Source organism: Halomonas sp. 707B3, from assembly GCF_024158645.1.
GTDB lineage: Bacteria > Pseudomonadota > Gammaproteobacteria > Pseudomonadales > Halomonadaceae > Vreelandella > Vreelandella lionensis.
This window is the reverse complement of record NZ_JAMZBE010000024.1, coordinates 12140-34398: the sequence shown is the minus strand read 5'-3', so window position 1 is coordinate 34398 and position 22259 is coordinate 12140. Positions and strand designations below refer to the sequence as shown.

Here is a 22259-nt window from a genome sequence, read left to right as displayed (position 1 = left end):
CTTCAGCATCGTGACGCCTGCGATGCCGTGCGCGCCGCCGCCCGCCAAGCGGGTATCGAAGAGCGCGAAGTGCTGGATGTGGAGCCCAACTTTGCCTGGGGGCGGCTCCTGGAAACCGCGAGCAACCTCTCGCTGTTTGCCACCAACAAACTGTTGGAGCTGCGTTTGGGCAATCAAAAGCTGGGGCAGGAAGGCAGCAAGGCGCTTGCTCAATATGCGGAAATGATGGATGGCAGCGACGACCTGCTATTGGTCAGCATGGGCAAAGTCGATGCCAAGCAGCAGAAAAGCGCCTGGTTCAAAGCCTTAGATAAACAGGGAATTTTTGTTCCCGTATGGCCGGTAGATGCCTCAAGGCTTGGCTATTGGCTTCGCGACAGAGCCTCTCACCATGGCCTGCAGATTGATTTGGAAGCGGCACGGTTGCTGGGTGAGCGTACCGAAGGCAACCTGTTGGCGGCTGATCAAGAGCTGCAAAAGCTGGCGTTGATCTACCCGGCTAACACCCGGCTCAACGTCGAACATATTGCCCAAGGTGTGGAAGACAGCACCCGCTTTGATGTATTCAATCTGGCGGATGCCTGCTTGAAGGGCGAACCCAGCCGTGCCTCGCGGATTGTGAACGGCCTAAAAAGCGAAGGCGTCGAAGCGCCGATTGTACTGTGGGCGCTCACCCGCGAGCTGCGCACTCTGCTGTCGTTGCATCAGCATTTGGATCAGGGCCAGAGCTTTGAGCACGCCTGTAAAACCCAAAAGCCGATGATTTTTGATAAACGTCGCCCGTCCTATCAAAAAGCCATTAGCCGCCTTTCCATGAAGCGTTTACACAAACTGCTACTAATGGCCCAGCGCCTGGATTTAGCGGTGAAAGGGGCATCTGCCGTGCCGCTATGGCCGGGGCTGCACGACCTCGCCATGACCATGGCAGGGGCAAAAGGCATCCTGGCGGAAACGCCCTGGACCTATCGCATTAGTGCAAATAATTAGCACTTTGCATTTTCGTCTTAAAACACTCGCTGTTTGTTTCTATACTAATCACTCAAGCTACTCATAGCTTGCTCCCCGATAAGTCTAAGGATGAAGACAATGAAAACAGTGCGTGCTTACCTCTCGACCCTTTTGATTGCTGCGTTAGTGTTTGCCAGCCTGCCCGTTGTGGCGGCCCCTACCGCCCCGCAAGGCATGGATCTGGTATCAACGCAGTCTGTTTTAGCAGGCGACCGTGCCGGTGCGGACCGCGAGCGTATCAATGAAATCCTCGCCCGTGCCGATGTGCAAGATCAACTGCTAAAGCAGGGTGTTAATCCTGCTGACGTTGAAGCGCGTGTGGCGGCCCTGAGCGATGCCGAAGCCCAGCAAATGGCGCAGCAGCTTGAGCAGTTGCCCGCCGGTGCTGGTGTGATTGGTGCGCTGTTCGCGGTATTTGTGATTCTGCTGGTAACGGACATTCTCGGTTTAACCGATGTTTACCCGTTCACACGCTAATTCATCCGCGATGATGAACCGTTATGTTAACGCCCGCACTGCGGGCGTTTTACTGTTAAGCCTGCTGCTTCTACTGCTAACCGGCTGCGCACGCAGCCCGGTACTGCTTGAAAGCACCAAAGCGAGCCTGACGCCGCAAACCGAGCTTACCGAGGTGCCGTTTTTCGCCCAAACGGAATACCAGTGCGGCCCAGCTACCTTGGCCATGGTGCTCAATCACGAAGGCGTCGATGCTAGCTTAGACGAGCTGATTCCTCAGGTTTTTTTGCCAGGGCGTGACGGCAGCGTTCAGCCAGAAATGCTGGCCACCGTGCGCCGCTACGAGCAGTTGGCGATTCCTATTCGCGGCACCATGGATGCACTGCTCACTCACTTGGAAGCTGGCGACCCGGTGGTAGTGATGCAGAACCTTGCCCTGCCCGCTTTCCCCATGTGGCACTACGCGGTGGCAATTGGCTTTGATCTGCCTAACGAGACGCTTGTTCTGCGCAGCGGTGAAATCGAGCGGCACACCCTGTCGTTTAGCCGTTTTGATGCTACGTGGGCACGTACTGAGCGCTGGGGGTTTGTGGTCAGCGAGCCGGGCAGTCTGCCGGAGGGCGTGACCGCCCGCAACGCCTTGGAAGCGATTAGCGCCTTTGAAGAGCAGCATGGGCCTGCAAAAACGCTCAGCAGTTGGCAGGCGTTTGGCGAACGCTTCCCCGCCAACCCGTTGGGGCAGTTCGCGTTAGGCAATGCGCTTTACGCAGCAGAACAACCCCAGGCAGCGTTAGATGCGTTTGAAGCCGCTACCCAACTAGACCCCGCCATGGGGGCCGCATGGCTTAACCTAGCCATCTTGCAGCTTCAGCAAGAGAATAGCGACGCCGCCAGGAAGTCACTAAGCCAAGCTGCTTCACTAGAAGGAGAATGGCAGCCCCGCGCCCAGCAGCTGTTGGAATCGCTATAAGGTATGGCTAACGGAAGGGGATGGTTATAAACACGAAGGGGGCATAGCGCCCCCTTTTTGTGGCCGCTTAAAAGACGCGGTTTAAGCCGTTTTGCGCCGCCACCCGGTAAGCTTCTGCCATGGTCGGGTAGTTGAAGGTGGTGTTCACGAAGTACTTCAGGGTATTCGCTTCGCCCTTCTGCTGCATAATCGCCTGACCGATGTGCAGAATCTCGGAGGCTTGGTCGCCAAAACAGTGGATACCCAGAATCTCTAGCGTATCTTGATGGAACAGAATTTTCAGCATGCCCACCGTGTCGCCGGTGATTTGGGCGCGAGCGGTATCTTTAAAGAACGCCTTGCCCACTTCATAGGGCACTTTGGCTTCAGTCAACTCACGCTCGTTGGGGCCAAAAGAGCTAATTTCCGGGATGGTGTAGATACCAGTCGGGACATCGCTGACAAAGCGGTACTCTTTTTCCAGCAGCTCGTTACAGGAGTTTAGGCCCTGATCGTAGGCGGCACTGGCCAAGCTTGGCCAACCAATGACGTCGCCCGCCGCGTAAATATGCGGAATCGAGGTGCGGTAGTGCTCATCCACGCTGAGCTGGCCCCGGCCATTCGCTTCCAGGCCGATGTTCTCCAGCCCTAAGCTGTCGGTGTTACCAGTACGGCCGTTGGCCCATAGGAATGCATCGGCACGGATTTTCTTACCGGATTTCAGGCGTACCACTACGCCTGCTTCATCACCCTCGACACTCTCGTACTCTTCGTTATGACGAATCAGCACGCCGTGCTTGCGTAGGTGATAAGAGAGCGCATCACTGATCTCATCGTCCAGGAACGACAGCAGGCTATCCCGGTTGTTGATCAGATCTACCTTCACGCCAAGCCCCGAGAAGATGGACGCGTATTCACAACCGATAACGCCCGCGCCGAAAATTACCAGCGTACGCGGCGTGTGGGACAGGCTCAGGATGGTATCGGAGCAGTAGATACGCGGGTGGCGGAAGTTGATATCTGCCGGGCGATAAGGGCGCGAACCGGTGGCAATAACGATTTTCTTAGCCACTAGCTCTTCCATGCCCTCTTGGCGGTCGCGCACTACAACGGTGTGCTCGTCTTTGAAGCGGGCGACGCCGTGGAACAGGTCAATGCGGTTACGCGCATAAAAAGTGGTGCGCATTTCAACCTGTTTGTCGATGGTACCGCGCGAGCGCTCCATCACTTTTGGGAAGGAGAACCAGCGGGGCTCACCGATATCGCGGAACATGCGGTTGGTGTTAAACGCCATGATCTGCTTTACCTGATGGCGCAGCGCTTTCGAAGGAATGGTGCCCCAGTGGGTGCAGTTACCGCCTACCTGGGCCTGTTTCTCAATTATCGCCACCCGCATACCGTGCTTAGCAGCATTAATAGCAGCGCTTTCTCCGGCGGGGCCGGTACCGATCACCACGACATCGTAATTGTGAACCGCCATACGGTTTGGATCTCCTTGTTCCCTGACATCATCAATTCATTAGCGCATACGTAAACGCCCGCGGTTAAGCGAGCGTTTGATGTTATTTAACGCGTAGTAGCATCAGCGGTTAGCGGCGCGTTGCATCGTAACCTAAGTCGGCGCCACGGCTTTCATCACTACGGCGCCGTACGCTACCGCGTTTGCGGTTCTCTTCTTCGCATACTTCGTCTTTACCGCCGCAGATATCGCAGCCATCCTTCATGCCGATTTGATTAAGCCCACCGCAGGAGCCTGCAATGGGTTTACGCCCCATCAGCACGCCAACGGCCATCGCGCCCATAATCAGCGCCATAAACCCGAATACCAGTAGCCAAATTGCCATGTTGTCCTCCTAGCATTACGTTAGGTATCTCACCTGCCGACAATACTTGTGCCGATAAGTGCCTTAAAAATCTACCGCCCATTGTACCTCAGCCACCGCAAAATGATCAGGCATTGGGCGTTTTTCAGCACGGATACTTCGCATCTACCAACAAAACGGTAAACAAAAACAAACGGGGCTAGCCCAAAGGCTAGCCCCGCTTCTAACGTTCGCTGATGCGATATTAGCCGCCGAAGTCATCCAGCAGGATGTTTTCCGGCTCAACGCCCATATCAAGCAGTAGCTTAATAACAGAGGCGTTCATCATGGGCGGTCCACACATGTAGAACTCACAATCTTCAGGTGCCGGATGGTCCTTCAGATAGTTTTCGTACAGCACGTTGTGGATGAAGCCCGTCGGGCCTTCCCAGTTATCTTCCGGCTGCGGATCGGAGAGTGCCAAGTGCCACTCAAAGTTCGGGAACTCTTCCGCCAGCTGGTCGTACTCTTCGTTGTAGAAGGTCTCACGCCAGGAGCGCGCACCGTACCAGAACGAAATTTTACGAGTCGACTTCAGACGCTTGAGCTGGTCAAAGATATGGCTACGCATTGGCGCCATACCCGCACCACCACCGATGAAGACCATTTCAGCGTCGGTGTCTTTGGCGAAGAACTCACCAAACGGCCCCATCACCGTTACCTTGTCACCCGGCTTCAGGTTGAAGACGTAGGTGGACATCAGGCCCGGCGGATGACTGCTGCCAGGAGGCGGAGTTGCGATACGAATGTTGAACTTGAGGAGGCCTTTCTCTTCCGGATAGTTCGCCATGGAGTAGGCGCGGATGACTTCCTCGTTGCTCTTGTGGGAAATGTTGAATAGGCCAAACTTCTCCCAGTCGCCACGGTACTCTTCTTCGATATCGAAGTCAGAGAACTTGATGTCGTAAGGCGGCGCTACCAGCTGTACATAACCACCGGCGCGGAAGGCAACTTCTTCACCTTCAGGCAGCTTCAAGTTCAGCTCTTTGATGAAGGTCGCCACGTTCGGGTTGGCGGTTACTTCGGTTTCCCACTTCTTAACGCCGAAGACTTCTTCCGGCACTTCTACTTTCATGTCCTGCTTCACAGGAACCTGACAAGAGAGGCGCCAGCCTTCTTTCTTCTCACGCATGGTGAAGTGCGACTCTTCAGTCGGCAGAATAGAACCGCCGCCCTCTTCTACTCGGCACTTACACTGGGCGCAGGAACCACCGCCACCACAGGCAGAAGAAAGGAAAATACCGTTGGCCGCCAGGGTGTTCAAAAGCTTGCCGCCGGCCTGGGTCTTCAGGGTGTGCTCAGGGTCGCCGTTGACTTCAATGGTCACGTCCCCGCTACTCACTAGCTTGCTGCGCGCTGCCAGAATGATCGCCGTTAAGCTAATAACGATGACCGTGAACATGACAACACCGAGCAAGATGACAGATGTATCAACCATGTCGGTTTCCTATTGCTGAAGGTTTTCTGTACCTCGGCAGCCTAGGCTGCCGAGAAAACCGGCTCCGATTAAAGCTGAATGCCAGAGAAGGACATAAAGCCCAGTGACATTAAGCCAACGGTGATAAACGTGATGCCAAGGCCCTGCAGACCGCCCGGCACGTCGCTGTACTTCAGCTTTTCACGAATACCCGCCAGAGCAGCGATTGCTAGCGCCCAACCGGTACCAGCGCCGAAGCCATATACCACGGCCTCACCGAAGTTATAGCTACGCTCTACCATGAACAGTACGCCACCCAGGATGGCGCAGTTTACGGTGATCAGCGGTAGGAAAACGCCCAGCGCGTTGTAAAGCGACGGTACGTACTTATCAAGGAACATCTCCATGATCTGTACCAGTGCCGCGATAACACCGATGTAAGAGAGCAGACCCAGGAATGACAGGTCGATATTCTCAGCACCGCTAATGCCGGTCCAGGTCAGCGCCCCTTCCTGCAGCAGGTAAGTGAATACCAGGTTGTTGACCGGAACCGTGATCGTCAGTACGACGATAACCGCAATCCCAAGGCCAATCGCAGAGGACACCTTCTTGGATACCGCAAGGAACGTACACATGCCCAGGAAGAAGGCTAGTGCCATGTTCTCAACAAATACCGAAGCAACGAAAAGGCTTAGATAATGTTCCATGTTACACGGCCTCCTTCGGCTTGGTGTTGTGCTTCATCTTGAACTCGTTCTCTTCTACCTGCTCGGGGTTGACAGAGCGCAGTACCCAGATCAACAGACCGATGATGAAGAAGGCAGAAGGCGGCAGCAGCAGCAGGCCGTTCGGCACGTACCAGCCGCCGTTCTGAATGGTCGGCAGTACAGTGAAGCCGAAGATACTACCAGCACCCAACAGTTCACGAACGAAACCTACCACCATCAGAACGAAACCGTAGCCCAAACCGTTACCGATACCGTCCAGGAATGACAGGCCCGGCGTGTTGGACATCGCGAAACCTTCCGCGCGGCCCATCACGATGCAGTTAGTGATGATCAGACCTACGAAAACCGACAGCTGCTTAGACATTTCGTAAGCATAGGCTTTGAGGATCTGGTCAACCACGATCACCAGCGAGGCAATGATGGTCATCTGAACAATGATACGGATCGAGGACGGAATATGGTTCCGAATCAGCGATACGAACAAGTTCGAGAAGGAAGTTACAAAAATTACCGCCAACGCCATTACCAGCGAAACGCTCATGCTGGTGGTGACCGCCAACGCAGAACAGATCCCCAAGATTTGCAGTGCAATGGGGTTGTTCTTAAAAATCGGCGCCGTTAAAACGCCTTTTGCATTTACATCCGCCATGATCAGGCCCCCTCAACATCGTCGAAGTCAGTCTCGGTGTCTTCGGCGTCTGATGGCTCGGTACCGCTGCGGAATTTAGCCAGGTAAGGAGCAAAGCCCTCTTCACTCAGCCAGAACTGCAGCATGTTGGTCACGCCGTTACTGGTCAGCGTAGCACCGGAAAGCGCATCGACTTCGTGCTCGTTACTTGCACCGCCTTTGGTCAGGTGGATTTCCGGTGAAAGGTCGCCCTCTTCACTGTAAACCTCCTTACCTTCCCACAGGGCTTGCCAGCGCGGGTTGTTTACCTCAGCACCCAGACCCGGCGTTTCGCTGTGGTCGTAGTACGTGATACTGACGATGGTGTTGCCATCCCCTTCAACAGAGAGGAAGCCCATCATGCGGCCCCACAGGCCCTGCCCACGAATAGGCAGAACAATCTGGTCGGGGTTTTCAGCATCGCCCACGAGATAAACGGTGGCGTAGTTTTCAACCCGCGCCAAACCTGCGATATCACGGTCGCCAGACAACGTGCGGCCAGTAGCTGGGTCGCGCGCTGCTTCAAAACCATCGAAGGTACTGGGGTCAAACTGGTCAGTGTATTCACCGGTTTCCAGTTCAACAACGCGGGCAGTAATCTGGCTGCTGAACGCTTCTTCCACATCCATACCCGGCTCGTAAAGACGCGCCACATTAAGGATGTTGGTTTTGCGGTCCAGCTCCTGATTGAGCTGCTGCGCTGGGCGTAGTGCGACGGCCGCCGTCGAAACGATGACCGAGCACACGATGCACAGCGAGAACGCTACGATCAGGACTTTCTTGATGGAGTTATTACCTTGTGCCATTAGGCAGTCTCCTCGGCCGGTGTACCAGTGCGCTTGAGACGGCGCTTCACATTGGCCTGGACGAAGAAGTGGTCAATCAGCGGCGCAAACAGGTTGGCGAATAGAATGGCCAGCATAATGCCTTCCGGGAACGCCGGGTTTACCACGCGGATTAGAACGGTCATCACACCGATCAGCGCGCCAAATACCAAACGGCCTTGGTTGGTCATGGAAGCGGACACAGGGTCAGTCGCCATAAACACCATACCGAAGGCAAACCCACCAATGACGAGGTGCCAGTACCACGGCATCGCGAACATGGGGTTGGTTTCAGAACCGATCAGGTTGAACAGCGTGCTGGTAATCACCATACCCAGGAATACACCCAGCATGATGCGCCAGTTGGCAATCTTGGTCCACAGCAGTACGGCAGCACCGATCAGGATGGCCAGCGTCGATACTTCGCCAACAGAGCCAGGGATAAAGCCTAGGAAGGCATCCCACCAGCTGTAAGCGTTAGTCAGCGCAGTCATACCGTCTTGGAACGCCATAGAAAGCGCAGTAGCACCGGTGTAGCCGTCGGCTGCTACCCATACTGCGTCACCGGAAATTTGCGCCGGATAAGCAAAGTAGAGGAACGCACGGCCAGTCAGCGCCGGGTTAAGGAAATTCTTACCGGTACCACCGAAGATCTCCTTACCAATCACGACACCGAAGGTAATACCTAATGCTACCTGCCATAGCGGAATAGTAGCTGGCAGAATCAACGCAAACAGCACGGAAGTCACGAAGAAGCCTTCGTTAACTTCGTGACCACGCTTAATGGCGAACAGCACTTCCCAGAACCCACCTACCACGAAGGTGACGAGGTAGATAGGCAGGAAGTAGGTCGCACCCAGCACGAAGTTCGCCCACAGGCTGCTCGGATCATGACCGCCCGCCAGGGTCATCATGATGGCTTCGCGCCAGCCGTTCATAGAAGCATAACCTGCTTCAATCGCCGTGTTAGCCTGCCAACCTGCGTTCCACATACCGAAGAACATGGCCGGGAAGGTACACAACCAAACGGTGATCATAATGCGCTTAAGGTCAACGCCATCACGGATATGTGACGTGGTTTTCGCAACACTGGGGGGCGAATAGAAGATGGTATCTACCGCTTCGTAAAGCGGATAGAACTTCTCGTACTTGCCACCTTTATGGAAGTGCGGCTCGAGATTATCGAGTGTTTGTCGAATACCCATCATCAGGCCTCTTTCTCGATCATGGTGAGATTGTCACGCAGGATGGGGCCGTACTCATATTTGCCGGGGCAAACGTAGGTACACAGCGCCAGATCCTCTTCGTCCAGCTCAAGACACCCGAGCTGCATGGCAACCTCAATGTCGCCCACAATCAGCGAACGCAGCAGTTGCGTTGGCATAATATCCAACGGCATGACGCGCTCGTAGTTACCCACCGGCACCATGGCACGCTCGGAGCCATTTGTAGAGGTGGTCGGCGCGTAGTTACTCAAGCCTTTGAACTTGGAGAGGTAGATACCCATTACCGAGTGACGATTGGCACCCAGGGAAAGCCATCCCAAAAAGGTGCGCTTATTACCCTCTTCCAGCAAGCTTACTTGGTTATGGAAACGACCTAAGTAAGTCACCTTGCCTTCAGCGGCAGCACCAGAGAAGACTGAGCCGGAAATCACACGAGTGTCATCAGGTTGGATGACTTCACCTGCCAAGAGTTCCTCGGTGCTAGCACCGATACGGGTACGCAACAGGCGAGGTTTTTCAGCACGCGGGCCACCCACCGCAATAATGCGGCTCATATCCAGCTTGCCTTCAACAAACAGCTTACCGAAGGCAATCACGTCCTGATAACCGATGTGCCACACTTTTTTGTGCAGCGCTACAGGCGAGAGGTAGTGGATATGCGTGCCTACCAAACCAGCCGGGTGCGGCCCAGCAAAGCTTTCGGTTTTGACGCCGCTAACATCACTGCCTGATACGGAAGCATTATCCCCCGTGCACAGAAAAACGTTGCCCTCGGTCAGGCGGGTTAGCACCTTGAGGCCGTCTTCAAATGCCTGGGCATTTTCATTGATGATAAAGGCAGGGTCAGCGCTTAGCGGATGAGTATCTACAGCGGTGACAAAGATATCGGCAGGAACGCTATCGATGGCTGGCGTGCGTGAGAAAGGACGGGTGCGCAGGGCAGTCCAAAGTCCTGACTCAACAAGCTGGTCGACAACGGCTTGACGATCAAGCTGTCCTAAAGCACCACGATCATGAGAAGCAAATGTCATCGCTTCTTCATTTTCATCGACTTTAATAACCACAGACAGCAGACGACGTTTTTCGCCACGGTTAATTGCGACTACTTCACCACCGGCAGGCGCGGTAAAACGCACGCCGTCAATTTTCTTGTCGGTGAAGAGAAGCTGGCCTAACTTGACCTTATCCCCTTCCTGAACTTCCATTGTTGGTTTCATACCAACATAGTCAGTGCCCAGGATTGCCACGTGACGCACAGGCTGCGCATCTTCAATACGCTGCTCGGGCGCTCCCGTGATGGGGAGATCCAGGCCTTTTTTGACTTCGATCATAGTCTCGCCCAGTTGATGGATCGGATATACGAAGGTAAGGGGTTCGAATGCTTATTTTCTGCTCAGTGAATTCTTATTTTCTGTTCAGATTGTTACCAGTCAGGCCCAAGCAAGCTTGAACCACCCCGAAAAATCTATCGCATTATAAAGATAAGCGCGGCCAATGACCACATCCCTGATGGCCTCCAAAAGTGCTATATGCATTTGTAGTGCATTTGTTTCTGGTACAAAAAACGCCACCCGAAGGTGGCGTTGATTCAACGTTTTAAGTAATGCCCTAATTTAGCGCACTACGGACCCGCACTAATTAACTCGCCTGACGTGGCAGCTTCAAAAACTGCACATTCGACATATGCTGAAGAATACGAATGACCTGGCAGCTATAACCAAACTCATTGTCGTACCAGACATAGACCACTGCATGATTGCCGTTAGCAATGGTCGCTTTGGCATCAACAATGCCCGCGTGGCGATTACCAACGAAGTCAGAAGAAACCACTTCTGCAGAGTCAACGAAATCAATTTGCTTTTGGTAAGCAGAATCAATCGACATACGGCGCAGGTAGTCGTTCAGCGCGTCTGCATCGGTACCTTTATCCAGCGTCAGGTTCAAAATCGCCATAGATACGTTCGGGGTCGGTACACGAATGGCGTTACCAGTCAGCTTGCCTTCTAACTCCGGCAGCGCCTTAGCAACCGCTTTAGCTGCGCCTGTTTCGGTCAGTACCATGTTAAGCGCCGCACTACGGCCACGACGATCACCTTTATGATAGTTATCAATCAGGTTCTGGTCGTTGGTATAGGCGTGAACGGTCTCAACGTGCCCTGTCGCCACACCGTACTCATCGTTGAGTACTTTCAACACCGGCACAATGGCGTTCGTCGTACAGGAAGCCGCCGACACGATGCGGTCATTATCGCCAATCGTTTCGTGATTAATGCCGAATACGATATTTTTGATGTCACCTTTACCCGGCGCCGTCAGCAGCGCTTTTGCTGCACCTTTACACTCAAGGTGCTGGCCTAGACCCGCTTCATCACGCCAAATACCGGTATTATCAACAATCACCGCGTTATGAATATCGTAGGTGGTGTAATCAATTTCGCTGGGGGAGTCGGCGTAGATGACCTGCACCACGTTGCCGTTAATGGTCAGCGTACGCGCGTCAGCATCCACGGCGATGGTGCCATCAAACGGGCCATGAACCGAGTCGCGGCGCAGCAGACTGGCACGCTTCTCCAGGTCTTTCGCCACATCACCACGGCCGCGCACCACAATGGCACGCAAACGCAGTAGGTTTCCGCCGCCAGCCTTCTCGACCATCACGCGCGCCAGCAGGCGACCAATACGGCCAAAACCATACAGCACGACGTCTTGAGGCTCGCCTTTGCTGCCGCCCGGCTGAAAGCCGTCGATGATCTCGCCTAGCTCATGGCGCAAAAACGCATCAAGGTCGCCACCGCCCTGGCGCTTAAAGCTCACTGCTAGCTTACCCACATCGACGTGAGCAGGCCCCAGGTTCATCTCACTCATCGCTTTTACGATGGGGTACGTATCTTCTACCGACAGCTCTGTGCCTTCAATTTTGCGCACAAAGCGGTGATCTTTAAGTATACGAATGACCGACCGCTTGATCAGGGAACGTCCGAACATGGTGGCAACAACGTTGTTCTGGCGATAGAGCTGACCCACCAGCGGAATCATCTGCTCAGCCAGAGCTTCATTGTTTTGCCATTCCTGAAAAACGTTTTCGAGAGCTTGCTGACTCACGTGCGGCCTCATTGGGTAACGGGGATGTGGGGATATTATCCGGGGCTTATTAGGGAGCCGCAATGAATGGATAGTCGCACAACATGTAGGGGTATTACAGAAAAAGGGCATTGACTACAAACAGTATTCATGTAGTACCAAATAGGCTCACAAAGCCCGCTTCACCTTAGGGCCTCTGCGTGAAAGGGCTGATCGTGTATGATTCAGGTTCCGTTTCTGCGCAAAACGATACCTTTACTATGCCTTCTTTCTCTCTGCTCGAACCGCCTCAGCCGCAAGGGATTCGCGATACGCTCTATTTGCAAGCGCCGCCGGGCAGTGCGACTGCCCTGGCGCTAGCTCAGGTAGCGTCAAGCGCACCGTTACTGGTGATCACTCCCAACACCGCCAGCGCCCAGAGGCTGGAACAAGATCTCGCTTTTTATAGCAGCGTACCGGTTCTCCCCTTCCCCGACTGGGAAACCTTACCCTACGACAGCTTCTCGCCCCACCAAGATATTATTTCTGCTCGGCTGAGAACGCTGCGCCTGCTGCAGGATGGCGTGCGCGGTATCGTGCTTGTGCCGGTCAATACCCTCATGCAGCGGCTGCCGCCTGTCTCGTATATCGCTGGCCGCGTGATGACGCTAAAGGCGGGGGCCACGCTGAATCGCGAAACATTCCGCGAATCGCTCTCCCGGGCAGGCTATCGTGCGGTAGAGACCGTTTATGAGCCGGGCGAATACGCCATGCGCGGCGCGATTATCGACCTATTTGCCATGGGCATGGATGAGCCGATTCGTATTGATCTATTTGATGATGAGATCGACACACTGCGCCACTTCGACCCCGGCAGCCAGCGCTCTACCGACAAAGTGGATGTCATCGAACTGCTGCCTGCCCATGAATACTCGCTAAGCCGCAGCGCGATTGCCTGCTTTCGTGAGCAGTTTGAAACCCTGTTTGATGTCGACCCGCGCCAGTGCCCGCTCTATAACGATGCTCTGAAAGCGATTCCCTCTCCTGGGCTAGAGCAGTATTTACCGCTCTTTTTCGAGGAAACCGCCTCGCTGTTTGAGCATCTCACCGAAGACACTCGCATCGCCTTGCTCCCAGACGTTTTCCACGCGGCTGAGCAGCACTGGCAGTCGATTGAATCGCGCTATGAGAATTTAGGTGTTGACCCTACGCGGCCGCTACTACCGCCTCACCGGGCGTTCTTCCCGGTTAACGAAGTGTTTTCAGCCATTAAAGCGCGGCCTCGCCTTGAGTTCACTGAGGACGACAGCCAACGCCATGCGCTTGCTCCTCTGGCCCAAGCACTCCCTTCTCTGGCCATTAATGCGCGCGCCAAACAGCCGCTGAGCGAGCTGGCGAGCTTCTTGGATAACCATCCCAAGACCCGCATGCTGTTTGTTGCCGAGTCCCGCGGGCGGCGGGAAGCACTGGAGGAAGTCCTCTCCCCGCTGAAACTATCGCTGCCCCATAGCGATAGTTTCCAGGCTTTTTTAGCAGGCAGCGAGCACATCGCTATAACGGAAAGCTTGGTGGGTAGTGGCCTATGGCTCACCGAGCCCGATGTCGCGGTAATTAGCGAAACCGAGCTGTTTGGCGACGTCGTACGGCAAAGCCGTCGGCGGGAAAAAGCCACCGACGATAACGAACTAGCGGTCCGCCACCTCTCCGAGTTGCGCGAAGGAGCACCGGTGGTTCACCAAGCCCACGGCGTAGGCCGCTACCTGGGCCTGGAGACTCTGGAAGCGGGCGGCCAGGCCAACGAGTTTCTCGCCCTCTCCTATGCCGACGGCGCCAAGCTGTATGTACCGGTGGATAGCCTGCACCTTATTTCACGCTATAGCGGCGCCGATGACGAACTCGCCCCGCTGCATAAGCTGGGCTCCGACCAGTGGGAGAAAGCCCGCCGCAAAGCCGCTGAAAAAATTCGCGACACCGCCGCAGAGCTATTGGATATTTACGCCCGCCGTGAAGCCCAGCAAGGCACGGTGTACGACTCACCGGGAGATGAGTACGTTCGCTTTTCAGCCAGCTTCCCGTTTGAGGAAACACCCGACCAGCAAGCCGCCATTGAGGCGGTGATTAGCGATATGGTGTCGCCACAGCCAATGGATCGCGTGGTATGTGGCGACGTCGGCTTTGGTAAAACCGAGGTGGCCATGCGCGCCGCCTTCCTCGCCGTACAGTCCGGCAGACAGGTCGTAGTGCTAGTGCCGACAACGCTGCTAGCACGCCAGCACTTTGAGAACTTCCGCGACCGCTTTGCCGACACTGCTGTCAATATCAGCCTAATCTCGCGCTTTACCGGTGGCAAAGAGATGACGCAAACCCTGGAAGGCATCAAAAACGGCCAAACCGATATCGTTATTGGTACCCATAAGCTGCTCTCGAAAAGCGTCGAGCTGCCCAAAATGGGACTGCTGATTATCGATGAAGAGCACCGCTTCGGCGTCGCCCAAAAAGAGAAGTTGAAAACCCTACGCGCGGAAATCGACATTCTCACACTCACCGCCACGCCTATTCCGCGTACGCTCAATATGGCCATGAGCGGCATCCGTGACCTTTCTATCATCGCCACTCCGCCCGCAAGGCGCTTATCGGTAAAAACTTTTATACAGCAGCGCGACAACAGCATTATTAAGGAAGCGCTACTGCGGGAGATCCTGCGCGGCGGTCAGGTCTACTTCCTGCACAACGAAGTAAAAACCATTGAGAATGCTGCTGAACAGATCCGCGAGCTAGTGCCGGAAGCCCGCGTTGCTGTGGCCCACGGCCAGCTTCCAGAGCGCAGCCTTGAGCGGGTGATGTCTGATTTCTACCACCGACGCTTTAACGTGCTGGTGTGCTCCACCATTATCGAAACCGGCATTGACGTACCTAGCGCCAACACCATTTTGATTGAGCGTGCGGATAAGTTCGGCCTAGCACAGCTACACCAGCTGCGCGGCCGCGTAGGGCGCAGCCACCATCAGGCCTATGCTTACCTACTAACCCCGCCACCCAAAGCCATGACGCGAGATGCCGTAAAACGCCTTGAGGCGATTAGCGCCTCAGACGACCTGGGGGCAGGCTTTACATTGGCCAGCCACGATATGGAAATTCGCGGTGCGGGTGAGCTTTTGGGCGACGAGCAGAGCGGCCAAATGGAAACCATTGGCTACACCCTTTATATGGAAATGCTGGACCGGGCGGTGAAAGCAATCCGCGCAGGCAAAACCCCTAACATCGACGCGCCCTTCAACACAGGCGTCGAAATAAGCCTGAATCTGCCTGCCCTCATTCCCGATGATTACATTCACGATGTACAGCAGCGCCTAGTCATGTATAAACGCATCGCTAATACGCAATCAGATACCGAGCTTAAAGAGTTGCAGGTAGAGTTGATTGACCGTTTTGGTCTACTGCCACAGCCGTTGAAGAATCTGATTCGGCAGACGAAGCTGCGCCACCGGGCAGAACAGCTCGGTGTTGAGCGCATAGAAGCAGGTGAACAGCGCGGCCGCGTGATTTTTAACACCACCACCCAGGTAGACCCGCTGACGCTGGTCACGCTGATTCAAAAATCTCCCCAGCACTACCGCTTAGATGGTTCCGATACTTTACGTTTTGAATTTCCAATGGAAACGGTCGAACAGCGTTTCGAAAAGATTGAAGCACTGCTAACGACCCTTAATCAAAAAGTAGCGGCGGCGTGAACCTTGGGGCAAACTTGTCATTAAGCAGCACATATCGGTAACGCATCGCTGCCCATTACCATGCGTACCAGCAGTGCATACATTGATTAGGATCGACCATGAACATTCGTAAGAACATTACCCGTTGGGGACCTACCAGCCTGGCAGTTCTGCTGGCAGCGAGCCTTGTGGGCCCCGTTTATGCACAGCCGTCGGCCGAGCAGGCCGAAAGCACTGTGGCGATTACTGACGACGCCACTGCTAGTGCAGAGCAAGTTGCTGAGGCGCAGGAACTACCGCGCGGCCACTTCCGACTGCCCGAGCACGGCGACATTATTGGTGAGTACTACACCGTTACGGTGGAGGACCCCGAAGAGACGCTTATTGACATCGCTCGTCGCCATAATATTGGCTACGAAGAGATTCGCATGGCGAACCCAGACGTTAGCTTATGGGTACCGGGTGAAGGCACCGAGGTAGTGATCCCTGCGCGCTATATTCTACCCCCCGCGCCGCGTGAAGGCGTGGTTGTTAACCTTTCCGAGCTGCGCCTTTATTACTACCCCGCCGATAACCCAGGCATTGTTGAAACCTATCCGGTTAGCGTGGGTCGTGAAGAGTTCGCCACCCCAGTGGGCATCACCCGCACCACCGTTAAGGTAAAAGACCCCGCTTGGGCACCGCCGGCCTCGATGCGTCGCGAGGCTGCAGAGCGCGGCGATCCTGCGCCTTCTATCGTACCGGCCGGGCCAGATAACCCCCTGGGCCGCCACGCCATTCTGCTGGCCATGCCTAGTTATCTGATTCATGGCACCAACCGCCCTGACGGCGTAGGTATGCGTGTTAGCCGCGGCTGTATCCGCATGTACCCAGAAGATATCGAGTCGCTGTATGAACGCCTACCAAGCGGCACTAAGGTAAACCTGATGGATGCGCCTTTTAAAGCAGGCTGGGCGGCAGACGGCACACTGTTTGTGCAATCCTACCCTCAGCTGGAAGAGAACGTAGGCAACTTTGAGCCGCTGCTTAATGCCATTGAGCGGGTCAGCGAACTGGCAGAAGATCAAGCAGAAGTGGATTACGAGCAGGTCAAACGCGCGGTGGAAGCACCAGACGGCCGCTTTGTGGCGCTATATGGCCCGCAAGCACCCGCCCCTGAGCCGGAACCCGAGCCGCAGCCCACTCAGCAGCTAGAGGGGATTTTGGAAGGTGTCGAGCTTTCCACGACCGTTCGAGTTGAAGGCGACGCTTAACGCGTAAAGCGCTAGGCAACAAAAAACCCCGCCGAGGCGGGGTTTTTCACATCTACAGCGACCACCGAACATGCATCATGCTCGGCGGCCCAAGCAGAATTACTTCTGCATGGAACGCTGGAACATGCGGTTCATTTCTTCACGGTTCTGCTCAGACATCTGCAGAGCAGCTTGCGCGTCGCGCTGAGCTTGGTTTGCAGTGTTCAGAGCTTGTGAAGCCATGCTGCGTGCTTCTGCGGCATCAGCCTGTGCAGATTCAGCAGTCATGCGAACTTCTTCCAGAGCGCTGGTAGAAGCACAGCCAGCCAGGATTGCCAGAGAAGCGGCAGCGGCAGTCATCTTCAGAGCAGTCTTCAGAGTCATAGTGTTCTCCTTGAGTCTTCCTTGGGTACTACGTTAAGGGTATGACAAAAAATAAGGCTAAAGCGTTAGCTTAAATTTGTCTACCTGCGGTGCAGGTTCTTTACAGCGACTTGTACCAGGGTTACGCACCAAGGCACGCAAGTCAAACGCTGTTTTATAATAGACCACAGCGGTTGTCTATAGCCACATATTTAAAACCTAGAACTTCCTTCAACAACACAAGCCTAGCGGATCACCACGCGTGTGCCAACATCTACTAATTCGGCCACACGTGCGATCTGTTCATTGGTGACTGCCACACACCCTTGGGTCCAGTGGAAGCTACCATGGATCTCTGGATCACCGCCGCCAACTCCGTGAATCCCAATAGCGCCACCCAACGCAGTATTCTGCGGGGGAGAGCCATAACGCCGGTAGTGGTCAAAATAGGCTTCGTAATCCGCTTGGGAGTAGATACCTTTTTCAAGCGCCATACGTGCGTGAGGTGGCGTAGGATAATCGATACCAATAAAGATATGCCACTGGCTTTCGAAATTAAATCGATTAACTCTGAATTCGCCCAGCGGTGTAACGTTATCGCCGCGAATTCGCTGGGTTTTTGCGCCACCGCGCCCCAATGAAATAGGCGCAAAACGCTCTACCAGCGCATTCCCGCGAAAAATGGTCAGCGTTGCCTCTTTATCGTCAATTAGCACCCACAACTCACTACTGTGGCGTGGCACAGCAGCGCGAGAAAGCAGCGTCTCAACCAAATCGGTTGGCTCATAATCATTCACAGCGCTTGTAGCAGTTGCGCTAGCCACTGCTGGCCAGCCCAGTGCCAACGCCAAAAATCGGCGACGGTTCACAGACATTATTTTGCTCTCAAATACAGGCCAGTGTGGCTAGGCCGAGGACGCATTAGTGGCGGCTGTTATACCTTATTCACACAGCTATTGTCAGCGTTTCGACCATCAAATTAGCGTTCAGAATAACGAGCAGCACTGAAATAAACTTTAATTCAACGATCACTAAATATCGTCAAACTCCTGCATGCTCGCGACTAGCTTGCGAGCTTCTGCATTATGACCTTCTGCCAATGCGCTAAAAAACGTCTCCTCGGGCTCAATTTTGGCCCGAGAAGCGCGATGTTCATAAAGGCTTTGCAGCTTACGATGGGACTCTACCGCTGTTTCGGTTAGCTCATCAATCGAACCTGCCACGCTCTGCTTTGCCAGAGCATCAAGCTCAGGCGGCTGGGGGAAGTCGCTTGAATCGTCAAACCATATTTCTAACACTTCACGATGATCCGAGCCATCGTGAAACAGCGCCTCAAGCCCTGTTTTCATCTTTAGCTCGCTATCGGCTAGGTAGGTGAGCGCCATGGCTAGGCGCTCATGCTCGGCTTGTTCTGCGCCAGCGCTGTATTGGCGCGCCATGCGGCCATGATAACCCGTTGCCCACTCAATGAGATCTTTGACTTGGTTATAGCGCATCCATGTCTCCTGTATCGTTGTTTCCATACAACGTGGTGGCGAATAGGCACATTTCAACCTATCAGAGTAAGCAACCAGACGCTATTGGCAACCTCTCCCTCTATCCACCACCGCACTGCCGCTGGGCTACCACTCCTGGCTTGTCTCCCGTAGCGAGGCAATATCACGCTTAGCCGCTTGGAGGTTCTCTAGCAGTTGCTCGGCTAACGTCAACTGGCTACCTACTGCAATCATAGAAGGATTTTGCACAGCGCGACGCGCAGCACCATCATCACTGTGCAGCTTCTCTAGCTGCCCCACCAGCCAGTAAAGCCAGCTTTCCGGCTGCTGCATGGCATCGCGTAGACGCTGCAGCTCTGCCACATCGGGGCCGTCACTGGCGAGTAGCTCCCGCCAGTCATGGCTATTCAACCGCGCGTGTTCCGTGACTTCTTTTAGCAGCGAGCCAAGCGCCAGCTCAAACAGCGCCAACGCACTTTCCTCTATGGCCATTTGCCGCACTGGCGCATGCTCATCATCGCCAACCGGCAGGCCGACCAGCAGCTCGGCCTGATACAGCAGTTGATTGGTACGCGAACGTGGGCTCACTTGCGCTTATCCTCCACATGCCATTTGCCGCCTTCAAAGGTCGCCTTCCAGCCGGTCGCTTTGCCCTCTTCGTCTGTCATCACGTACTGTTCTTTGTTTTTACGCGAGAAGCGAATTTGCGCAGGGCGGCCATCCGGGTCTTCACTGGGTGCTTTGAGAATAAAGTGATACTTCTCCGGCAGCTCGTCAGCGTGAGCTTTCAGCTCTTTAACCAGCGGCGGGCGGGTTTCACGATTTTTAGGGAACTTACTAGCAGCCAGGAACAAGCCACTAGCGCCATCCCGTAACACGTAATGATCTTCCACCTTTTGGCAGGCAAGTTCGGGCATGGGAATCGGGTCCATCTTCGGCGGCGCGACTTCACCACTGCGCAGCAGCTTGCGGGTGTTTTTACACTCGCTGTTGGTGCAGCCAAAGTATTTGCCAAATCGGCCAGATTTTAGCTGCATCTCGGAGCCGCACTTATCGCACTCAATGACCGGGCCATCGTAGCCTTTAATCTTGAACTTGCCGCTCTCTACTTCGTAACCGTCACAGTCTGGGCTGTTGCCACAAATATGAAGCTTACGAGTTTCGTCAATCAGGTAGTTATCCATCGCCGTGCCACATTTCGGACAGCGACGCTTGGCACGTAGGGCATTGGTTTCCGCTTCTTCGCCCGCGTCTTCCGCCACGGCCTCTTCACCAGGAATCAGGTCAATGGTGGTTTTGCAGCGTTCTTTAGGCGGCAAGTTGTAGCCGCTGCAGCCCAAAAACACGCCGGTAGAGGCGGTTCGAATCTGCATTTTTCGGCCACAGCTGGGGCAGTCGATATCAGTCGGCACCGGCTGATTCGGACGCATGCCCTCCTCGCTTTCAGCCTTCATCAGCTCCATGCGGAACTCATCGTAGAAGGCATCAAGCAGCGCCTGCCAATTGCGCTCGCCTTCAGCCACTTCATCAAGGCTGTCCTCCATGCGGGCGGTGAAGGAGTAGTCCATTAAGTCAGGGAAGGACTCTTTCAACCGCTCGGTGACGATATCGCCCAATTTTTCGGCATAAAAACGGCGGCTCTCCAGCTTCACGTAGCCACGATCTTGGATAGTCGAAATAATCGATGCGTAGGTGGAGGGGCGGCCAATGCCCTGCTTCTCTAGTTCTTTGACCAAGCTGGCTTCGGTGTAGCGCGCGGGCGGCTTGGTAAAATGCTGCTGAGGGTCGAGTTTTTCTAGCTGCATTGCCGTGCCCGTCGGCAAGTCAGGGAGGCTTTGATCTTCGTTTTTGCCCGTAGGCTTCATTACCCGGGTGTAACCATCAAATTTCAGCACGCGGCCTTTGGCACGCAGGTCGTAGCCATCTACTTCCACACTGAGCGTGCTGGAGAGGTATTCGGCCGGAGTCATCTGACACGCCACAAATTGCCGCCAAATAAGCTCGTAGAGGCGTTCTGCGTCACGCTCCATACCTGCCAAGTCAGTCGCTTTGCGCTCGACGCTAGAGGGCCGGATGGCTTCGTGCGCTTCTTGAGCACTCTCTTTGCTGCTGTATCGATTAGGCGACTCAGGCAAATAGCGCGCACCATACTCATCACCAATAAACGAACGGACACTCTCCACCGCGTCTTTAGATAGGTTGGTGGAGTCGGTACGCATATAGGTGATGTAGCCCGCTTCATAAAGCCGCTGGGCCATGGTCATGGTCTTCTTCACCGAAAACCCTAATCGGCCGCTGGCTGCCTGCTGAAGCGTAGAGGTGATAAACGGCGCGGTCGGTTTAGAGCTGGTGGGCTTATCTTCACGCGAAGTAATCGACAGCTTGGCTTTGCGCAGCTGCTCAATGCGCGCCAGAGTGTCTTTTTCTGACGTGGGGCGAAACGGCTTACCATCCTGACGCGCCAGGGCAAAACGCACCAGCTCGCCGTCAGGAGAAACAAGATCTGCATGCACATCCCAAAACTCTTCTGGGATAAACGCTCGGATTTCGCGCTCACGCTCAACAATCAAACGCACCGCGACAGACTGAACGCGCCCAGCGGAAAGCCCGCGAGCAATCTTGGCCCACAGCAGCGGTGAAAGCATAAAACCGACGACGCGGTCCAGAAAGCGGCGCGCCTGTTGGGCTTCTACACGGGGAATGTTAAGAACGCCGGGGGCTTTGAAAGCATCTTGAATGGCGTTTTTGGTAATTTCGTTGAATACCACACGCTTGTAGCGGCTGTCATCGCCACCAATGGTCTCGCGCAGGTGCCAGGCGATAGCCTCCCCTTCGCGGTCCAAATCCGTCGCGAGGTAGACGGCGTCGGCTTTCTCAGCCAGCTTCTTTAATTCAGCCACCACCTTCTCTTTACCAGGAAGCACTTCATAGCGCGCTTCCCAGCCGTTATCAGGGTCAATGCCCATGCGCCGAATAAGCTGGTCGTGGGCCTTGCGCTTTTTATACTCCGCCTTCTCTTCCGCCGACATCTTACGCGTTGCCGCGGCCTGGCGAGCGCGCTCCTTTGGGTCGGAGGCTGCCTTACCTGAGCCGCTGGTCGGCAGGTCACGGATGTGACCCACGCTCGACTTGACGATGAAATCGTTGCCGAGATATTTATTAATCGTCTTCGCTTTCGCGGGCGATTCGACGATGACCAGTGACTTGCCCATAGTGCTCCACTTTTCTATTGCCCAGGCGCTATCGCCCATGCTCTGAATA

At 54.8% G+C, this 22259-nt stretch carries 19 protein-coding genes; 5 read left to right on the top strand and 14 right to left on the bottom strand.

Annotated elements, in window-relative coordinates; translation table 11 throughout:
- From holA to BIS10_RS05395, 3 genes are all read left to right on the top strand, one after another.
- Window positions 1-987, top strand: a 987-nt coding sequence (holA, locus tag BIS10_RS05405; RefSeq protein ID WP_253503205.1) for a DNA polymerase III subunit delta, incomplete at its 5' end; no start/stop codon positions are given.
- 99 nt (window positions 988-1086) lie between these two features.
- Window positions 1087-1485 carry a PA2779 family protein gene (locus BIS10_RS05400; protein ID WP_054640985.1) on the top strand — a complete coding sequence of 133 codons (399 nt, stop codon included), beginning with the start codon at window positions 1087-1089 and terminating at the stop codon, window positions 1483-1485.
- Entirely contained in the window at window positions 1463-2434 is a 972-nt protein-coding gene (locus tag BIS10_RS05395; RefSeq protein ID WP_253503202.1) for a PA2778 family cysteine peptidase, read from the top strand. Before BIS10_RS05400 ends, BIS10_RS05395 begins: the two co-directional genes overlap by 23 nt.
- Before the next feature lie 67 nt (window positions 2435-2501).
- On the opposite strand, the gene sthA is transcribed toward BIS10_RS05395, so the two are convergent.
- The 9 genes from sthA to BIS10_RS05350 form a co-directional block, all read right to left on the bottom strand.
- A complete protein-coding gene (gene sthA / locus BIS10_RS05390; protein ID WP_213262601.1) occupies window positions 2502-3893 on the bottom strand; it encodes a Si-specific NAD(P)(+) transhydrogenase in 1392 nt (463 codons plus the stop codon).
- Window positions 3894-4002: 109 nt separating this feature from the next.
- A complete protein-coding gene (gene nqrM, locus BIS10_RS05385) occupies window positions 4003-4257 on the bottom strand; it encodes a (Na+)-NQR maturation NqrM (RefSeq protein WP_044628062.1) in 255 nt (84 codons plus the stop codon).
- A gap of 223 nt (window positions 4258-4480) precedes the next feature.
- Window positions 4481-5713: an NADH:ubiquinone reductase (Na(+)-transporting) subunit F gene (gene nqrF, locus BIS10_RS05380; protein WP_083026396.1), complete on the bottom strand. Its 1233-nt coding sequence runs from the start codon at window positions 5711-5713 to the stop codon at window positions 4481-4483.
- A 68-nt stretch (window positions 5714-5781) separates the two neighbouring features.
- Window positions 5782-6399 (bottom strand): NADH:ubiquinone reductase (Na(+)-transporting) subunit E, encoded by a 618-nt coding sequence (gene nqrE, locus BIS10_RS05375; protein WP_044628064.1) that lies wholly within the window; start codon window positions 6397-6399, stop codon window positions 5782-5784.
- Window position 6400: 1 nt separating this feature from the next.
- On the bottom strand, window positions 6401-7069 hold the full coding sequence (locus BIS10_RS05370; RefSeq protein WP_253503201.1) for an NADH:ubiquinone reductase (Na(+)-transporting) subunit D: 669 nt from the start codon (window positions 7067-7069) through the stop codon (window positions 6401-6403).
- Between the two features lie 2 nt (window positions 7070-7071).
- Window positions 7072-7893 carry a Na(+)-translocating NADH-quinone reductase subunit C gene (locus BIS10_RS05365; protein WP_253503198.1) on the bottom strand — a complete coding sequence of 274 codons (822 nt, stop codon included), beginning with the start codon at window positions 7891-7893 and terminating at the stop codon, window positions 7072-7074.
- On the bottom strand, window positions 7893-9119 hold the full coding sequence (locus tag BIS10_RS05360; RefSeq protein ID WP_253503194.1) for an NADH:ubiquinone reductase (Na(+)-transporting) subunit B: 1227 nt from the start codon (window positions 9117-9119) through the stop codon (window positions 7893-7895). The genes BIS10_RS05365 and BIS10_RS05360 overlap by 1 nt, the downstream gene beginning before the upstream one ends.
- A complete protein-coding gene (locus tag BIS10_RS05355) occupies window positions 9119-10468 on the bottom strand; it encodes a Na(+)-translocating NADH-quinone reductase subunit A (RefSeq protein WP_253503191.1) in 1350 nt (449 codons plus the stop codon). The genes BIS10_RS05360 and BIS10_RS05355 overlap by 1 nt, the downstream gene beginning before the upstream one ends.
- A 307-nt stretch (window positions 10469-10775) precedes the next feature.
- On the bottom strand, window positions 10776-12239 hold the full coding sequence (locus BIS10_RS05350; protein WP_253503188.1) for a glyceraldehyde-3-phosphate dehydrogenase: 1464 nt from the start codon (window positions 12237-12239) through the stop codon (window positions 10776-10778).
- A gap of 239 nt (window positions 12240-12478) precedes the next feature.
- Here BIS10_RS05350 and mfd point away from each other — a divergent pair, with 239 nt between their 5' ends.
- The gene (mfd, locus tag BIS10_RS05345) at window positions 12479-15928 is read left to right on the top strand and encodes a transcription-repair coupling factor (protein ID WP_253503185.1); all 3450 of its coding nucleotides are present in this window, start codon (window positions 12479-12481) and stop codon (window positions 15926-15928) included.
- Window positions 15929-16026: 98 nt separating this feature from the next.
- Window positions 16027-17160 carry a L,D-transpeptidase family protein gene (locus tag BIS10_RS05340; RefSeq protein WP_253503181.1) on the top strand — a complete coding sequence of 378 codons (1134 nt, stop codon included), beginning with the start codon at window positions 16027-16029 and terminating at the stop codon, window positions 17158-17160.
- A 99-nt stretch (window positions 17161-17259) separates the two neighbouring features.
- Here the strand turns inward: BIS10_RS05340 and BIS10_RS05335 are convergent, their stop codons facing one another.
- From BIS10_RS05335 to topA, 5 genes are all read right to left on the bottom strand, one after another.
- Window positions 17260-17523, bottom strand: a complete 264-nt coding sequence (locus BIS10_RS05335; RefSeq protein WP_016914087.1) for an Lpp/OprI family alanine-zipper lipoprotein — start codon at window positions 17521-17523, stop codon at window positions 17260-17262.
- Between the two features lie 224 nt (window positions 17524-17747).
- Window positions 17748-18377, bottom strand: a complete 630-nt coding sequence (locus BIS10_RS05330; protein ID WP_083026390.1) for a murein L,D-transpeptidase family protein — start codon at window positions 18375-18377, stop codon at window positions 17748-17750.
- Between the two features lie 156 nt (window positions 18378-18533).
- A complete protein-coding gene (locus BIS10_RS05325) occupies window positions 18534-18998 on the bottom strand; it encodes a 2-hydroxyacyl-CoA dehydratase (protein ID WP_253503178.1) in 465 nt (154 codons plus the stop codon).
- A 126-nt stretch (window positions 18999-19124) separates the two neighbouring features.
- Window positions 19125-19586, bottom strand: a complete 462-nt coding sequence (locus tag BIS10_RS05320; RefSeq protein ID WP_213262597.1) for a DUF6586 family protein — start codon at window positions 19584-19586, stop codon at window positions 19125-19127.
- Window positions 19583-22210, bottom strand: coding sequence for a type I DNA topoisomerase (topA, locus tag BIS10_RS05315; protein ID WP_253503175.1), 2628 nt, complete (start codon window positions 22208-22210; stop codon window positions 19583-19585). The genes BIS10_RS05320 and topA overlap by 4 nt, the downstream gene beginning before the upstream one ends.
- Window positions 22211-22259 lie beyond the last annotated feature (49 nt).

What these genes read in the sequence shown, in the direction of transcription:
- BIS10_RS05400 (WP_054640985.1), top strand. Translation starts at nt 1,087, where the DNA reads ATGAAAACAGTGCGTGCTTACCTCTCGACCCTTTTGATTGCTGCGTTA.
- BIS10_RS05395 (WP_253503202.1), top strand. Translation starts at nt 1,463, where the DNA reads ATGTTTACCCGTTCACACGCTAATTCATCCGCGATGATGAACCGTTAT.
- sthA (WP_213262601.1), bottom strand. Translation starts at nt 3,893, where the DNA reads ATGGCGGTTCACAATTACGATGTCGTGGTGATCGGTACCGGCCCCGCC.
- nqrM (WP_044628062.1), bottom strand. Translation starts at nt 4,257, where the DNA reads ATGGCAATTTGGCTACTGGTATTCGGGTTTATGGCGCTGATTATGGGC.
- nqrF (WP_083026396.1), bottom strand. Translation starts at nt 5,713, where the DNA reads ATGGTTGATACATCTGTCATCTTGCTCGGTGTTGTCATGTTCACGGTC.
- nqrE (WP_044628064.1), bottom strand. Translation starts at nt 6,399, where the DNA reads ATGGAACATTATCTAAGCCTTTTCGTTGCTTCGGTATTTGTTGAGAAC.
- BIS10_RS05370 (WP_253503201.1), bottom strand. Translation starts at nt 7,069, where the DNA reads ATGGCGGATGTAAATGCAAAAGGCGTTTTAACGGCGCCGATTTTTAAG.
- BIS10_RS05365 (WP_253503198.1), bottom strand. Translation starts at nt 7,893, where the DNA reads ATGGCACAAGGTAATAACTCCATCAAGAAAGTCCTGATCGTAGCGTTC.
- BIS10_RS05360 (WP_253503194.1), bottom strand. Translation starts at nt 9,119, where the DNA reads ATGATGGGTATTCGACAAACACTCGATAATCTCGAGCCGCACTTCCAT.
- BIS10_RS05355 (WP_253503191.1), bottom strand. Translation starts at nt 10,468, where the DNA reads ATGATCGAAGTCAAAAAAGGCCTGGATCTCCCCATCACGGGAGCGCCC.
- mfd (WP_253503185.1), top strand. Translation starts at nt 12,479, where the DNA reads ATGCCTTCTTTCTCTCTGCTCGAACCGCCTCAGCCGCAAGGGATTCGC.
- BIS10_RS05340 (WP_253503181.1), top strand. Translation starts at nt 16,027, where the DNA reads ATGAACATTCGTAAGAACATTACCCGTTGGGGACCTACCAGCCTGGCA.
- BIS10_RS05335 (WP_016914087.1), bottom strand. Translation starts at nt 17,523, where the DNA reads ATGACTCTGAAGACTGCTCTGAAGATGACTGCCGCTGCCGCTTCTCTG.
- BIS10_RS05330 (WP_083026390.1), bottom strand. Translation starts at nt 18,377, where the DNA reads ATGTCTGTGAACCGTCGCCGATTTTTGGCGTTGGCACTGGGCTGGCCA.
- BIS10_RS05325 (WP_253503178.1), bottom strand. Translation starts at nt 18,998, where the DNA reads ATGCGCTATAACCAAGTCAAAGATCTCATTGAGTGGGCAACGGGTTAT.
- topA (WP_253503175.1), bottom strand. Translation starts at nt 22,210, where the DNA reads ATGGGCAAGTCACTGGTCATCGTCGAATCGCCCGCGAAAGCGAAGACG.